The organism is Burkholderia sp. Ac-20344, assembly GCF_017104975.1.
Classification (GTDB): Bacteria; Pseudomonadota; Gammaproteobacteria; order Burkholderiales; family Burkholderiaceae; genus Burkholderia.
Genome location: NZ_JAAGPP010000190.1, coordinates 1 through 14,266 on the forward strand (window position 1 = coordinate 1; position 14,266 = coordinate 14,266).

The 14,266-nt window shown below is 68.2% G+C and carries 12 protein-coding genes and 1 pseudogene; 10 read left to right on the forward strand and 3 right to left on the reverse strand.

The genetic code is table 11. The features are described 5' to 3' along the window. Positions 1-120: 120 nt before the first annotated feature. From G3N64_RS34865 to G3N64_RS34875, 3 genes are read left to right on the forward strand one after another with little or no spacing between them, the layout of a single operon-like run. A complete protein-coding gene (locus G3N64_RS34865; protein ID WP_205788213.1) occupies positions 121-567 on the forward strand; it encodes a DoxX family protein in 447 nt (148 codons plus the stop codon). A gap of 37 nt (positions 568-604) precedes the next feature. Beyond that, positions 605-805 (forward strand): hypothetical protein, encoded by a 201-nt coding sequence (locus G3N64_RS34870; RefSeq protein ID WP_205788214.1) that lies wholly within the window; start codon positions 605-607, stop codon positions 803-805. After that, positions 802-1,494 carry a YoaK family protein gene (locus G3N64_RS34875; RefSeq protein ID WP_205788215.1) on the forward strand — a complete coding sequence of 231 codons (693 nt, stop codon included), beginning with the start codon at positions 802-804 and terminating at the stop codon, positions 1,492-1,494. Before G3N64_RS34870 ends, G3N64_RS34875 begins: the two co-directional genes overlap by 4 nt. Before the next feature lie 112 nt (positions 1,495-1,606). Here G3N64_RS34875 and G3N64_RS34880 read toward each other — a convergent pair whose 3' ends face one another. Further along, positions 1,607-2,695 carry an aldose epimerase family protein gene (locus G3N64_RS34880; RefSeq protein ID WP_205788216.1) on the reverse strand — a complete coding sequence of 363 codons (1,089 nt, stop codon included), beginning with the start codon at positions 2,693-2,695 and terminating at the stop codon, positions 1,607-1,609. 27 nt (positions 2,696-2,722) lie between these two features. Beyond that, the gene (locus tag G3N64_RS34885) at positions 2,723-3,916 is read right to left on the reverse strand and encodes a DNA-binding transcriptional regulator (RefSeq protein ID WP_205788217.1); all 1,194 of its coding nucleotides are present in this window, start codon (positions 3,914-3,916) and stop codon (positions 2,723-2,725) included. A gap of 268 nt (positions 3,917-4,184) precedes the next feature. Here G3N64_RS34885 and xylA point away from each other — a divergent pair, with 268 nt between their 5' ends. The 6 genes and pseudogenes from xylA to G3N64_RS34915 all read left to right on the forward strand — a co-directional run. Then, positions 4,185-5,507, forward strand: coding sequence for a xylose isomerase (gene xylA / locus G3N64_RS34890; protein WP_205788218.1), 1,323 nt, complete (start codon positions 4,185-4,187; stop codon positions 5,505-5,507). Positions 5,508-5,511: 4 nt separating this feature from the next. Further along, positions 5,512-6,990: a xylulokinase gene (gene xylB / locus G3N64_RS34895; protein ID WP_205788219.1), complete on the forward strand. Its 1,479-nt coding sequence runs from the start codon at positions 5,512-5,514 to the stop codon at positions 6,988-6,990. Between the two features lie 53 nt (positions 6,991-7,043). Beyond that, positions 7,044-8,072 (forward strand): D-xylose ABC transporter substrate-binding protein, encoded by a 1,029-nt coding sequence (gene xylF, locus G3N64_RS34900; protein ID WP_205788220.1) that lies wholly within the window; start codon positions 7,044-7,046, stop codon positions 8,070-8,072. Positions 8,073-8,137: 65 nt separating this feature from the next. Further along, positions 8,138-9,697, forward strand: a complete 1,560-nt coding sequence (xylG, locus tag G3N64_RS34905; protein WP_205788221.1) for a D-xylose ABC transporter ATP-binding protein — start codon at positions 8,138-8,140, stop codon at positions 9,695-9,697. After that, positions 9,694-10,905, forward strand: a complete 1,212-nt coding sequence (locus G3N64_RS34910) for a sugar ABC transporter permease (protein ID WP_205788222.1) — start codon at positions 9,694-9,696, stop codon at positions 10,903-10,905. Before xylG ends, G3N64_RS34910 begins: the two co-directional genes overlap by 4 nt. 2 nt (positions 10,906-10,907) lie before the next feature. Next, positions 10,908-11,069: pseudogene (locus tag G3N64_RS34915) on the forward strand (ArsB/NhaD family transporter); the annotation flags it as partial. 31 nt (positions 11,070-11,100) lie between these two features. Here the strand turns inward: G3N64_RS34915 and G3N64_RS34920 are convergent. Next, positions 11,101-13,206 (reverse strand): TonB-dependent receptor, encoded by a 2,106-nt coding sequence (locus G3N64_RS34920; protein WP_205788223.1) that lies wholly within the window; start codon positions 13,204-13,206, stop codon positions 11,101-11,103. A gap of 400 nt (positions 13,207-13,606) precedes the next feature. On the opposite strand from G3N64_RS34920, the gene G3N64_RS34925 reads away from it, so the two are divergent. Beyond that, the coding region (locus G3N64_RS34925; RefSeq protein WP_277399154.1) for a thiamine pyrophosphate-binding protein at positions 13,607-14,266 on the forward strand (660 nt) is incomplete at its 3' end.

A 14,266-nucleotide genomic window follows, 5' to 3' on the forward strand; every position in this document is an offset into this window, starting at 1 on the left:
GCGCGAGCGCATGCGGCGTGCACGGTCATGCGCATGCAGGCGCGTGGGGCCGTGCGTTGCCGACATCGGACGCGAAGGGCTTCTGGGGCGCGTTCGGCTGTTCGTGCTGGGCGGTCTGACATGGCGATCGCAACCGGCCGGTGCAGCCCCGGGTGGATTCGCGCCCTCCTGTCACAGGCGTGGGTCGGATCGCTGGTACGGCTCGCGCTCGTTTCCGCGTTCCTCATAGGCGGCGTCAACAAGGCGATGCACTTCGGCGATGCGGTCGCGGAGCAGGCGCATTTCGGCCTGCACCCGGCCGCGCTGTGGGCGGCACTGGCGGTGGTGGTCGAGATTGGCGGCTCGCTGTGCGTGGTGTTTCGCCGGTTCACGTGGCTCGGCGCCGGCAGCCTCGGCATGCTGACGCTCGTCGCGATGGTGGTGGCGAACGACTTCTGGAACCAGGTGGGCGTCGCCCGTTTCATGGCGCTCAACAGCTTTTTCGAACATCTGGGCTTGCTTGCGGCGCTCGTCCTTGTCACTATCGTCGGCGATATTCAACGCGGGGAGGGCGACCGCAGTCCCTGAGCGCCGGGTCGGGCGTCGAAACCAACGGAATGCAGCCGTGAGGAAAGGCCGCGCAGCCGCGCGTGTCGAGACGATGGCAGGCAATTTCGTTGCGGCGTCCGGCGGCAGCAAGTCGCGGACTCCGGCAGGCGGCGCGACCGTGGTCGCGCCGCCGTCGACTTCCCGCGAACGCGATGCGGCAATCGTGCAGTCTTCGGGCGCCGCCTCGCTCAACCTCTACATACACGTGACGAATTGAAATCTGAAGACACCATTCTTTCCGCGGTCGCCGGGTTCGTCGATACGCTGAGCTTCGTCTCGCTGTTCGGGTTGTTCACCGCACACGTGACCGGCAACTTCGTGCTGATCGGCGCAGGCGTCGCCGGGTTCGGCCAGGGCATCCTGCTGAAGCTGAGCGTGTTTCCCGCATTCGTGTGCGGCGTCGTCGCGGCGAGCCTGATCGCGCGGTCGCTGTCCGCGCGGCCGGCATGGCAGGGCACGCGTGCGCTGCATACCGTGCAGGCCGTGCTGCTGCTCGGCTTCTGTGCGGCCGGCGTATGGGCGACACCCGTCACGCAGTCCGACAGCCTGCCGGTGCTGGTGGCCGGCATCGTCGGCACGTTCGCGATGGGCGTGCAGAACGCGCACCCGCGCGTTATCGCACGTGCCGGCGTGCCGAATACGGTGATGACGGGCAACGTCACGCAGGCGATTCTCGATGCCGTCGACCTGTTGTCCGCCGGCACGGCCGACAGCGCGCGCGCGGCCGCGCGTGCGCGGTTCGGCAAGATGTTGCCGGCGATCGTCGCATTCGCGCTCGGCGCAATGGCCGGCGCGATCGGCTTCCGCTACGCCGGATTCTGGGCGCTGCTCGCGCCGGCCGGCGCGCTCGCGGTGCTGGCATCGATGTCCGGCGCGCAAGACACGGCGCCCGCCGCGCGGAGCTGAGATCGCGTGACACGCTGCGCGGCCGCCGGCATGCCGTCAGGGCAACGCGGTCGAGCATCGACACGCGCCGGGAATTTCCTCGAGCGCATCGCGATCGTGCATCCCGCGCACACTACGCATGAACGGCCACCCGATACCGGGTGGTCTGTCGATAGACGGCGCCCGGGTAAAGGATCACGTCGTCGCGCAGGCCGGCCATGTTGACCTGATCCGGAAAGCCGCCCGCTTCCACGCACAGCGCCGCGTGTCGCGCGCAACGCGTGCCGCCGCTCACGCGCACGCCGTCGAGATAGTTTCCCGTATAGAGCTGCAGGCCCCGCTGATCGGTCGACACGATCAGTTCGCGGCCGCTTTCCGGATCGTATACGCGTGCGACCGGCCGGACCTCGTGCGCGCCGTCGCCCAGCACGAAGCAGTGGTCGAAGCCGCGCGCCCGCGCCAGTTGCGCATTCGGCCAGTCGAGGCGCGCGCCGATCGGTGCGCTTTGCCGGAAATCGAACGCGGTGCCCGTCACGTCGGCCGTGTCGGTCGGGATCAGCGCGTCGTCCACTTCGAGGAACGCGTCGGCGTCGATGTGCAGCAGATGGCCGCGCACATCGCTGCCCGGGCGCCCGTTCAGGTTGAAGTAGCTGTGATTCGTCAGGTTCAGCGGCGTCGGTGCATCGGTCCACCCCGCATAGTCGATCGTCAGCGTGCCGTCGTCGTCGAGCGTGTAGCGAACCTGCACGGACACGTTGCCGGGAAATCCCGCGTCGCCTTCCGGCGAATCGAGCCGAAGCGTCAGCCCGCCGCAGTCGTCGATCACGTCCCAGCGCGCGCGATGAAAGCCGTTCGCCCCGCCGTGCAGCAGGTTGCCGTTCTCGTTGCGGTCGAGCGGGTAGTCGATGCCGTCGAGTTCGAAGCGCGCCCCGGCGATCCGGTTCGCCCACCGGCCGATCGTCGCGCCGAAGTAGGCACCGGATTCGAGGTACTCGGCCGGCGTGTCGTGCGCGAGCACGATGTCGGCAAAGCGCCCCGTGCGGTCGGGTGCGAGCCACGACACGACGGTCGCGCCGAGGTCGCTGACGCCGACACGCATCCCGTGCGCGTTGCGCAGCGTGTAGCGCCGCACGGGCTCGCCGTCGGGCAACGTGCCCCACGGCTCGGAAGGCACGCGGGCAACGCCCGGCGTCAGGTGTGAAGAATCGGTATCGATGTGCATGGGTGGATGTCAGATGGGCGGCGGGCGTCAGTAGGCGGCCGCCGCGCGTTCCTGGTATTCGCGCGGCGTGCAGCCCAGCTCGCGCCTGAACACGGCGTACATGTACTGGAGCGACGTGAACCCGCAACGGATCGCGACTTCGGCGCTCGACGCCTGCCGGCCGGCGAGCAGCGCCTGCGCGGCCTCGAGCTTGTGGCGCAGGATCTCCTGGTGCACGGTGCGCTGCAGTTCGCGCCGGAAGTGCTCCTCGAGCAGCGAGCGCGATACGCCGACATAGTCGGCGACCTGTTCGGTCTTGATCCCCTGGCACGCGTACTGGCGAATGAAATGCCGCGCGCGCATCACGTGCGGGCTCGCGAGCGGCTGGTGGCGCGTCGATTCGAGCACGTTGATGCCGACCGGCGGCACGAGAATGCGTTGCCCGGGAAAGCGCGCGCCACGCAGCATCCGGTGCAGCAGGTGCGCGGCAGTGCGGCCCATTTCCTCGGTGCCCTGGATCACCGACGACAACGGAATGCGCGTCAGCGTGCGCGTGAGCGGATCGTTGTCGATGCCGATGATCGCCACCTGCTCCGGCACGGCGATGCCCGCGATCAGGCATGCCTGCAGCAAGTGCCGCGCGCGCGCATCGGTGACCGCGATCACGCCGACAGGCTTGGGCAGCGCATGCAGCCAGCCGATCAGTTGCTCGATCGCGTGATTCCAGCCCGACGCGCTCGTCGACAGCCCACGGTAGATCGGCGCATCGAGCCCGTCGGCGCGCGCGAGCCGGTCGAACGCGAGCTCGCGCTGCTGCGCCCAGCGGTTCTCCTGCGCGACCGGCAGGCTGTACATCGCGAAATGCGCGAGCCCCGCGCCGATCAGGTGCGTGTACGCGAGCGACACGAGCTTCGGGTTGTCGGTCGCAATATAGGGGACGTCGTCCGGATACTGCGCCGGATCCTCGTACGACGAGCCGACCGCGACGATCGGCAGCGGCGAGCCGGCGAGCGCGTCGGCGACGGCGGGATCGTCGAAGTCCGCGATGATGCCGTCGCCGTCGAAGCGCTCGATGCCGGTGAGCCGGCAGCGGAAGTCGTCTTCGAGGAACAGGTCCCATACGACCCGTGTCGTGTGCAGGTACTGGCCGATGCCGCTGATGATCTCGCGGTCGTAGACCTTGTTCGCGTTGAACAGCAGCGCGATGCGATGCGGTGTCTGGGCGGAAGGGGCGCGTGTCATCTCGATCTCGGGGCACGCGCGCCGGGGGGGCGCCGTGCCGTTGTCTCCGGGGCGCGCCCGGGTCGGCAGCGCGCGATGGTCTGGTGTTCGGCGATTGTAGGACGGAACGTGCGCCGCACGCAGCGGCTGGCAAGAAACATTAAGCGTGCTGCGCAATTTCGCAATTGCCGCCCGGCAGGTGCGCGGGCACGATCCAGCCAACCGAATTCGGCCGCGTGCGTCGCCCCGACGCGCGTTGCGCTGCAACAAGACCCTGCACGGAGACGCCATGTCGTATTTCGAACACATTCCCGCGATTCGCTACGAAGGCCCGCAGTCGGACAACCCGCTGGCCTATCACCATTACGACCCCGCGAAGCGCGTGCTGGGCAAGACGCTCGCCGAGCATCTGCGGATCGCGGTCTGCTACTGGCACACGTTCGTGTGGCCGGGGCATGACATGTTCGGGCAAGGCCCGTTCCGGCGGCCGTGGCAGCAGCCGGGCGACGCGCTCGAACGGGCGCGGATGAAGGCCGATGCGGCGTTCGAGTTCTTCACGAAGCTCGGCACGCCTTTCTATACGTTCCATGACACCGACGTCGCGCCGGAAGGCGACAGCCTGCGCGAATATGCGGCGAATTTCGCGCGGATGGTCGACTACCTCGGCGAGCGTCAGCAGGCAAGCGGCGTGCGGCTGCTGTGGGGCACCGCGAACCTGTTCTCGCATCCGCGCTTCGCGGCCGGCGCCGCGACGAACCCGAACCCCGACGTGTTCGCGTGGGCCGCGACCCAGGTGTGCCATGCGCTCGACGCGACCCACCGGCTCGGCGGCGAGAACTATGTGCTGTGGGGCGGGCGGGAAGGGTACGAGACGCTGCTCAATACCGACCTGAAGCGCGAACGCGAGCAGTTTGCCCGCTTCCTGTCGATGGTCGTCGAGCACAAGCACCGGATCGGCTTCACGGGCGCGCTGCTGATCGAGCCGAAGCCGCAGGAGCCGACCAAGCACCAGTACGACTACGACGTCGCGACGGTGCACGGCTTCCTCGTGCAGTACGGACTGCAGAACGAGATTCGCGTGAACATCGAGGCGAACCATGCCACGCTCGCCGGGCACTCGTTCCATCACGAGATCGCGAATGCGTTCGCGCTCGGCGTGTTCGGCAGCGTCGACGCGAACCGCGGCGATCCGCAGAACGGCTGGGACACCGACCAGTTCCCGAACAGCGTCGAGGAATTGACGCTCGCGTTCTACGAAATCCTGCGCCACGGCGGCTTCACGACCGGCGGGATGAACTTCGACGCGAAGGTGCGGCGCCAGAGCGTCGATCCGGAGGACTTGTTCTACGGCCATGTCGGCGCGATCGACGTGCTGGCGCTCGCGCTCGAACGCGCGGCGGTGCTGGTCGAGAACGACCGGCTCGACGCGCTGCGCCGGCAGCGCTACGCGCAGTGGGACGACGCATTCGGCCGCAAGATCCTGTCGGGCGGCTACACGCTGGAGTCGCTCGCGGCCGATGCGCTCGCGCGCGGCGTGGACCCGCGGCATGCGAGCGGTGCGCAGGAGCGGCTCGAGAACATCGTGAACCAGGCGATCTACGGGCTGCGCTGACGCCATGTACATCGGACTCGATCTCGGCACGTCGGGCGTGAAGGCGGTGCTGCTCGACCGCGACGGCGCGGTGCGGGCCAGCGCGAGCCGCCCGCTCGCAGTGAGCCGGCCGCGGCCGCGCTGGTCCGAACAGGCGCCGCGCGACTGGTGGGACGCCGCATGCGGCGCGCTTGCCGCACTCGTTTCGGCGGCGCGCACGGCGGGCATCGATCCGCGCGATATCGACGCACTGGGGCTGACCGGCCAGATGCACGGTGCGACGCTGCTCGATGCGCACGGCGACGTGCTGCGTCCCGCAATTCTGTGGAACGACGGCCGGGCGGATGCGGAGTGCACGGAACTCGAACGGCTTGCCCCCGCGCTGCGCGCCGTGGCCGGCAACGTCGCGATGCCGGGTTTCACCGCGCCGAAGCTGCTGTGGGTGCGTCGTCACGAACCCGACGTGTTTGCGCGCATCGCCCATGTGCTGCTGCCGAAGGACTATCTGCGCTACCGGCTGACCGGCGCATTTGCGACCGATCCGTCGGACGCCGCCGGCACGCTGTGGCTCGACGTCGCGAAGCGCGACTACGACGACGCGCTGCTTGCCGCATGCGGGCTGTCGCGCGCGCAGATGCCGGCCGTGTTCGAGGGCGATCGCGTCACCGGCACCCTGCTGCCGGCCGTCGCGCGCGCGCTCGGGCTGCGCGAGATCCCGGTGGTGGCCGGCGGCGGCGACAACGCGGCCGGCGCGGTGGGCGTGGGGATCGTGCGGCCTGGCGATGCACTGCTGTCGCTCGGCACGTCGGGCGTGTATTTCGCGGTGTCGGACGGGTTTCGCGCCAACCCCGAATCGGCGGTGCACAGTTTCTGTCACGCGCTGCCCGACACCTGGCACCTGATGTCGGTGATGCTGAACGCGGCCGGCTGCGTCGACTTCACCGCGCAACTGGCCGGTTACGACGGCGTCGCGGCGCTGCTCGACGACGCGGAGACGAACGCACGCGCGAGCCGCCCGTGGTTCCTGCCTTACCTGAGCGGCGAGCGCACGCCGCACAACGACGTGAATGCGAAGGGCGTGTTCTACGGGCTCACGCCCGACACGCAGCGCGCGGATCTCGCGAACGCGACGCTCGAAGGCGTCGGCTTCGCGCTGCTCGACGGGATCGACGCGCTGCATGCGGCCGGGCTCGAGCCCGCCGGCATCACGGTGATCGGCGGCGGCTCGCGCAGCGCGTACTGGACGCAGATGCTCGCCGACCTGAGCGGACGCGCGCTGACGCTGCGCGCGGGCGGCGAGGTCGGTCCGGCGCTCGGCGCCGCGCGGCTCGCGCATCTCGCGCTCGAACCGGATGCGTCGCTCGACGCCGTGTGCCCGCAGCCGCCGATCGTCGCGGTGCGCGAGCCCGACATGGAACGCCACGCGTGGTATCGCGACGCGCGGCGGCCGACGTTTCGCGCGCTGTATCGCGCGCTCGAACCGGTGTTTGCGGCCGGTGCGTGACAGGCCGGTGGTCCGGCATTCGTAGAAGCAGTCCAATAAAGAGGAATGGAGACATGAAATCCGTGACGCGTCGTACCGTATTGAGTTCGCTTGCCGGCGCCGCTGCGCTGGCGATCCTCGCGCTGGGCACACCGCTCGCGCATGCGAGCAAGGACAAGCCCGAGATCGGCTTCTGCATCGACGACCTGCGCGTCGAGCGCTGGTCGCGCGATCGCGATTATTTCGTCGCGGCCGGGACGAAGCTCGGCGCGAAGGTGTCGGTGCAGTCGGCCGACGCGAGTGAAGAGCGGCAGATCTCGCAGATCGAGAACCTGATCTCGCGCGGCGTCGACGTGATCGTGATCGTGCCGTTCAATTCGAAGACGCTCGGCAACGTCGTCGCCGAAGCGAGGAAGGCCGGCATCAAGGTCGTGTCGTACGACCGGCTGATCCTCGACGCGGATGTCGACGCGTACATCTCGTTCGACAACCAGAAGGTCGGCGAGCTGCAGGCGCAGGGCGTGTTCGATGCGAAGCCGAAAGGCAACTACTTCCTGCTCGGCGGCGCGCCGACCGACAACAACGCGAAGATGCTGCGCGAAGGCCAGTTGAAGGTGCTGAAGCCCGCGATCGACCGCGGCGACATCAAGGTCGTCGGCCAGCAATGGGTGCCGGAGTGGAGCGCATCGACCGCGCTGCGGATCGTCGAGGATGCGTTGACCGCGAACAACAACAAGATCGATGCGATCGTCGCGTCGAACGACGGCACCGCGGGCGGCGCGATCCAGGCGCTCGCCGCGCAACATCTGGCCGGCAAGGTGCCGGTGTCCGGGCAGGACGCGGACCTCGCGGCGGTCAAGCGCGTGATCGCCGGCACGCAGACGATGACCGTCTACAAGCCGCTCAAGCTGATCGCGAGCGAAGCGGCGAAGCTCGCGGTCGATCTCGCGAAGGGCACGAAGCCCGCGTTCAATGCGCAATACGACAACGGCAGGAAGAAGGTCGATACGGTGCTGCTGCAGCCGACGCTGCTGACCAAGCGCAACGTCGACGTCGTCGTGAAGGACGGCTTCTATACCCAGGCGCAGCTGGCGAGCCAGTAAGCGTACGACGGACGCGACGCGCGGCCGCCGTGACGGCGGCCGCGCTTACTGCGAGGCATCAACGAATGACGGAACCCTTGCTGACGATGCGCGGCATCGTCAAGGAATTCGACGGCGTAAAAGCGCTCGACGGTATCGACCTGACCGTGCGGCCCGGCGAATGCGTCGGGCTGTGCGGCGAGAACGGCGCGGGCAAATCGACGCTGATGAAGGTGCTGTCGGGCGTCTATCCGCACGGCACATGGGAAGGCGAAATCCGCTGGGAAGGCGCGCCGCTAGCGGCATCCGGCGTGCGTGACACCGAGCGGGCGGGCATCGCGATCATCCACCAGGAGCTGATGCTCGTGCCGGAACTGTCGGTTGCCGAGAACATCTTCCTCGGCAACGAGATCACGCTGCCGGGCGGGCGCATGCATTTCGCGGCGATGGTCCGGCGCGCCGAGGAGCTGCTGCACGAGTTGCGGATCGACTCGATCAACGTCGCGCAGCCGGTGATGCACTACGGCGGCGGCCACCAGCAACTGATCGAGATCGCGAAGGCGCTGAACAAGCGCGCGAAACTGCTGATCCTCGATGAGCCGTCGTCGTCGCTGAGCGCCGCCGAGATACGCATCCTGCTCGACATCGTGCGCGACCTGAAGCGCCGCGGCGTCGCGTGCGTGTATATCTCGCACAAGCTCGATGAAATCGACGCGGTATGCGACACCGTGACCGTGATCCGCGACGGCCGTCATGTCGCGACCGAGCCGACGGATGCGCTGACCACCGACCGGATCATCGCGATGATGGTCGGCCGCGAGATCCGCGATCTGTATCCGCGGGAGGCGCACGCGATCGGCGACGTCGTGCTGGAAGCCCGCCACGTGACGTGCCGCGACGTGACGAACGCGCGCCGCAAGCGCGTCGACGACGTGTCGTTCAGCGTGCGGCGCGGCGAGATCCTCGGCGTCGCCGGGCTCGTCGGCGCGGGGCGCACCGAGTTGATGCAGGCGATCTTCGGCGCCTATCCGGGCGCGTGCACGGCGACCGTGCTGATGAACGGGCGGGCGCTGTCGATCCGTTCGCCGGCCGACGCGATCCGCGCGGGGATCGCGATGGTGCCCGAGGACCGCAAGCGCCACGGCATCGTGCCGCAGCTCGGCGTGGGCCACAACATCACGCTGACGGTGCTGCGGCGCTTTGCGACGCGCGGGCGGATCGACGCGGCCGCCGAACTCGATGCGATCCGCACCGAGATGCAGCGGCTGTCGGTACGCGCCGCGCATCCGTTCCTGCCGATCGCGAGCCTCTCCGGCGGCAACCAGCAGAAGGCGGTGCTCGCCAGGATGCTGCTGGCCGAGCCGCAGGTGCTGATCCTCGACGAACCGACACGCGGCGTCGACGTGGGCGCGAAGGCGGAGATCTACCGGCTGATCTTCGCGCTGGCAAAGCGTGGCGTTGCGCTGATCGTCGTGTCGTCCGAGCTGCCCGAGGTGCTCGGGCTGGCCGATCGCGTGCTGGTGATCGGCGAGGGCGAGCTGCGCGGCGATTTCGTCAACCAGGGCCTCACGCAGGAACAGATTCTCGGCGCCGCGCTGACACCCGCGCGGCTGCCCACCGACCCCACCGCAGCGAGTGCGATATGAATTCCGACCTTTCTTCCTCGACTCCGGCGACGCCGGATGCAGAAGCGCATCGTCCCGCCGGCCGCTCGGCAGGGCTGCCGTTGCGCCAGATCTTCGCGCGCCACAAGCTGCTCGCGCTGCTGTTGGCGGTCGTCGTGATCTGGACGTTCTTCTCGGTGCTGACGGACGGCGCATTCGTCACGCCGCGCAACGTATCGAACCTGCTGCGGCAGATGTCGATTACCGGCATGCTCGCGTGCGGCATGGTGTTCGTCATCATCGCGGGCGAGATCGACCTGTCGGTCGGCTCGCTGCTCGGGCTGCTCGGCGGCGTCGCCGCGATCCTCGACGTCAACCGCCACTGGCCGGTCGCGGCGACAATTCCGGCCGTGCTCGCGCTCGGCGTGCTGATCGGGCTCTTCAACGGCTGGTGGTCGACCTATCGGCGCGTGCCGTCGTTCATCGTCGGGCTGGGCGGGATGCTCGCGTTTCGCGGGATCCTGCTCGGCGTGACGGGCGGCTCGACGATCGCGCCCGTGTCGGACGGCTTCGTGTTCATCGGGCAGGGCTATCTGCCGCGCCTGGCGGGAGACGGTCTCGCGATTCTGCTGTTCGCGCTCGTGATACTGCTGGTGGTGCGGCAGCGCGCGACGCGGCGGCGCTACCGGCTCGCGGTCGCACCGCCGTGGCAGGACGGCGTGAAGATCGTCGGCGCCGGTGCGGTGCTGTTCGCCTTCGTCGCGACGCTCGACCGTTACGGCGGTATCCCGGTGCCCGTGCTGCTGCTGCTCGTGCTGCTCGGTGCGTTCTCGTGGATCGCGACGCAGACCGTGTTCGGCCGGCGCATCTATGCCGTGGGCTCCAATCTGGAGGCGACGCGGCTGTCGGGTGTCGATACCGATCGGGTGAAGCTCGCGATCTTCGCGCTGATGGGGTTGATGTGCGCGTTTGCCGGCCTCGTGAACACGGCGCGGCTGGCGGCGGGGTCGCCGTCCGCCGGCACGATGGGCGAACTCGATGCGATCGCCGCGTGCTTCATCGGTGGTACGTCGATGCGCGGCGGGTCGGGCACCGTCTACGGCGCGCTGATCGGCGCGCTCGTGATGGCGAGCCTCGACAACGGCATGTCGATGCTCGACGTCGACGCGTACTGGCAGATGATCGTCAAGGGCGCGGTGCTGGTGCTGGCGGTCTGGATCGACGTCGTATCGCGATCGAACCGGCGATGACGAACCTGTCGGTCACGGGATCGCTCGCGACGATTCTGTGGCTTGCGGCGATCCGGCGCGAAGGGTTGCGGGTCGGTTTCGGCGAATTCCTCGCGGTCGGCGCGTGCGTGATGCTGCCGGCCCTGCTGCTCGCGCTGGCCGCGCGGTGGGTGCTCGGCGGCTGACGTACGATGCCCGTCAGCCGCCCGGTTCGACCTAGAACGAGTAGGCGAGCGACGCGAACAGGCTGCGCGGTGCGCCCGGCGTGACCCACAGGCTGTTGTACGAGCTGACGTAGGTCGTGCGATTGAACAGGTTGTTCAGCACGACCGACGCACGCAAGTGCTTGTTCACCTGAAGGTAGCCGTTGAGCTGCACGGTCGCGTAGGCCGGCAGCTCGAAACCGTCCTGCGTGTTGGCCGTGTTGCCGGCCCGGCGACCGACGTAGATCACGCCGGCACCGGCGCCGGCCTTGTCCGCGAACGGCAGGGTGGTCTCGTACATGAGCAGCGCGCTGCCGCTCAGCCGCGGGATGTCGACGAGCCGCGCGCCCGGCGCCAGCACGGAATCGCGCGTGACCTCGGCATCGACGTACGCGAAGTTGGCGATGCCGCGCAAGCCGTGACCGAGGTCGCCGCTCCATTCGAATTCGACACCGCGGCTGCGGACTTCGCCGGCCGCACGCGAGAAGCCGGCATTCGCCGGATCGGCGGTCAGCACGTTGCGCTTGTTGACATGGAACGCCGCGACGGTTGCGAGCCAGCGCGTACCGGCCCATTTCACGCCGGCTTCGTAGCCATGCCCCTTCTCGGGGTCGAACGCGCGGCCGTCGGCATCGGCGCCGTTGTTCGGCCGGAACGAATACGCGGTGTTCGCATACAGCGACAACGCGGGGCTCATTTCGTACACGACGCCGAGGCGCGGACTCAATGCGGTCTGCAACTGGCTGGTCGTCACGCCTTTCAGGCGGTTCTCGACCGACTGGTGGAAGCGATCCCAGCGCAGCCCGGCGAGGATTTTCCAGTGCGGCCCGATCGCCAGCGTGTCCTGTGCATAGATGCCTTGCCCGTCGTCCCGCTCGAGCAGGTTGGTCGCGGTGCGCAGTGCGGGCGCCGGCTGGCCGTAGACCGGATCGAAGATGTCGATCGCATACGGCGCGGCGGCGGTCGGCGTCGAGCGCGCGACGAACTGGTCGTAGTTGAAACGATACGCGTCGACGCCCATCACGAGCGTGTGGCCGATGCCACCGGTGCGAAACTTGCCGGTCGTTTCGAGGCGGCCTTGCAGGTCGTTCGAGTGAAATGCGACTCGCCGGTAGCGGCGCCACAGCGTGCGCCCGTCCGGCTGCAGCGCGAACGCTTCGGACGAGCGCCCCGACAGGTCGGTGTCGCGCTGCGCGAAGCCGGCGTTGATCGACCAGTTCGCGTCGATGCGATGCTCGAGCGTGAACTGGTGGCCCGTGTTGCGCACGTCGTAGTCGCCGTCGCGCGGCTCGCCGAGGAAGCGCGATGCCGGAATCACACCGAGCTGCCCATTGACCGCCACCACGCCGCGATCGAGCGGTGCGCGCTGACGCGCGCTCTCGAACTCGTAGTGGAGCGTCGTGTCCGCACCGATGTCCCAGGTGAACGACGGCGAGAACAGGTAGCGTTTGCTCGACACCGTATCGCGGAAGCTGCCGTTGTTCTCGTTCATCGCGACGAAGCGGTACGCGAGCGATTTCGTGACGGGGCCGGTCGAGTCGAGTGTCTCGCGCAGCGCGCCGTAGCTGCCGGCCGATACGCCGATGGTGTTCGCGCGTGCGAACTGCGGCTGCTTCGTCGTATAGCTGATGATCCCGCCCGGATCGCCGCGGCCATACAGCGCGGACGCCGGCCCCTTGAGCACTTCCATGCGCTCGAGGGTGGCGGTGTCGCGCGGGACGCTGATCCCGCGATTCCACGAGAAGCCATTGACGAGGTAGTCGGTGCCGGACGTGTTGCCGTCGCCGGCGAAGCCGCGCACCGCGTAGTTGTCCCACAGGCCGCCGAAGTTGTTCTGTCGGGAGACGCCCGCGACCCAGTCGTACAGGTCCTCGCCGCGTGTCGCGGCAACGGTCTGGGCCAGTTTCGCATCGACGCTGCTGACCGCGAACGGAATCTCCATCACGTCCGCCTCGCTGCGCGTCGCGCTCGTCGATTCGCGCGCACGAAACGGCGCCGTCGTGCGTTGCGAGGAGACTTCGATGGCGGGCAGCGCCACTTCCTGCGCGCCGGCGGTGCCCATGCCGGCCGTGCCGACGACGATGGCCATCGGTGCGGCCGCCCAGTTCTTCCTGCTCATACCCCGTCCTTTGATGTGTTTCGCGTTCGGGCGCGGCGAGCCGCCTCGCGCCGGCATCTGTGTTCCAAACAGTACATTCGCGCGGAAATTTAATGCAAATGAGAGCCATTTGCAATCGTAAGTTGATGGCCTCGCGTGCCATGCGAGGCGACCGGAAACGGGGCGGCGGTCGCTGAGCCTGGTTCGGTCGTCTCAATCATAAAATTCCGAATGGCGGGAATTTTGAAAATTTGAGGGGCATGTGAAGGGCCGGTTGGCGGTGACTTTTACACCAGGTTTGCGGAATTGATCGGGTAAACGTGGATCGCTTCGGCACGGTGTTGATATCCTGTATGTTTGACAAATCCCGTATTTCGGGATTAAAGTCAAATCCATCCTATTCAAACCGTCGAGCGGACGCATGAACATCCCACAGTTGGACACCGGTACTGGAACCCGAGGCGGGGCGAGCGTCGTGCTCGAGACGGCGCGCGATGCCGGCGTCGACGTCTGTTTTGCCAATCCCGGCACGACCGAGATGCCGTTCGTCGGCGCGCTCGACACCGTGGCGGGCGTGCGCTCGATCCTCGGGCTGTTCGAAGGCGTTTGCACGGGCGCCGCGGACGGCTACGGCCGCATGGCCGGCAAGCCGGCGATGACGCTGCTGCATCTCGGGCCGGGCCACGCAAATGGCATTGCCAACCTGCACAACGCGCGCCGCGCCCGTACGCCGATCCTGAACATCGTCGGCGATCACACGCGCGATCATCTGAAGTACGACGCGCCGCTCACGTCGGACATCGAGTCGCTCGCCCGCCCGGTGTCGGTGTGGTACCGCAGCGTCGCGCGCGACACGGATCTCGCGACGGATACGGCCGATGCGATTTCGGCCGCGATGGGTACGCAGCGTGGCGTCGCGACCCTCGTGCTGCCGGTCGATCTCCAGTCGGCCAAGGTGCGCGGCGCGGCGTCGCCCGCCGTCGTTCGCCCGGCCGAGGTGTCGTTCGATCCTGCGCAGGTCGAGCGGGTCGCGGATCTGCTGCTCAGCGGCCATCGCGCCGTGCTGCTGATGGGCGGCCGC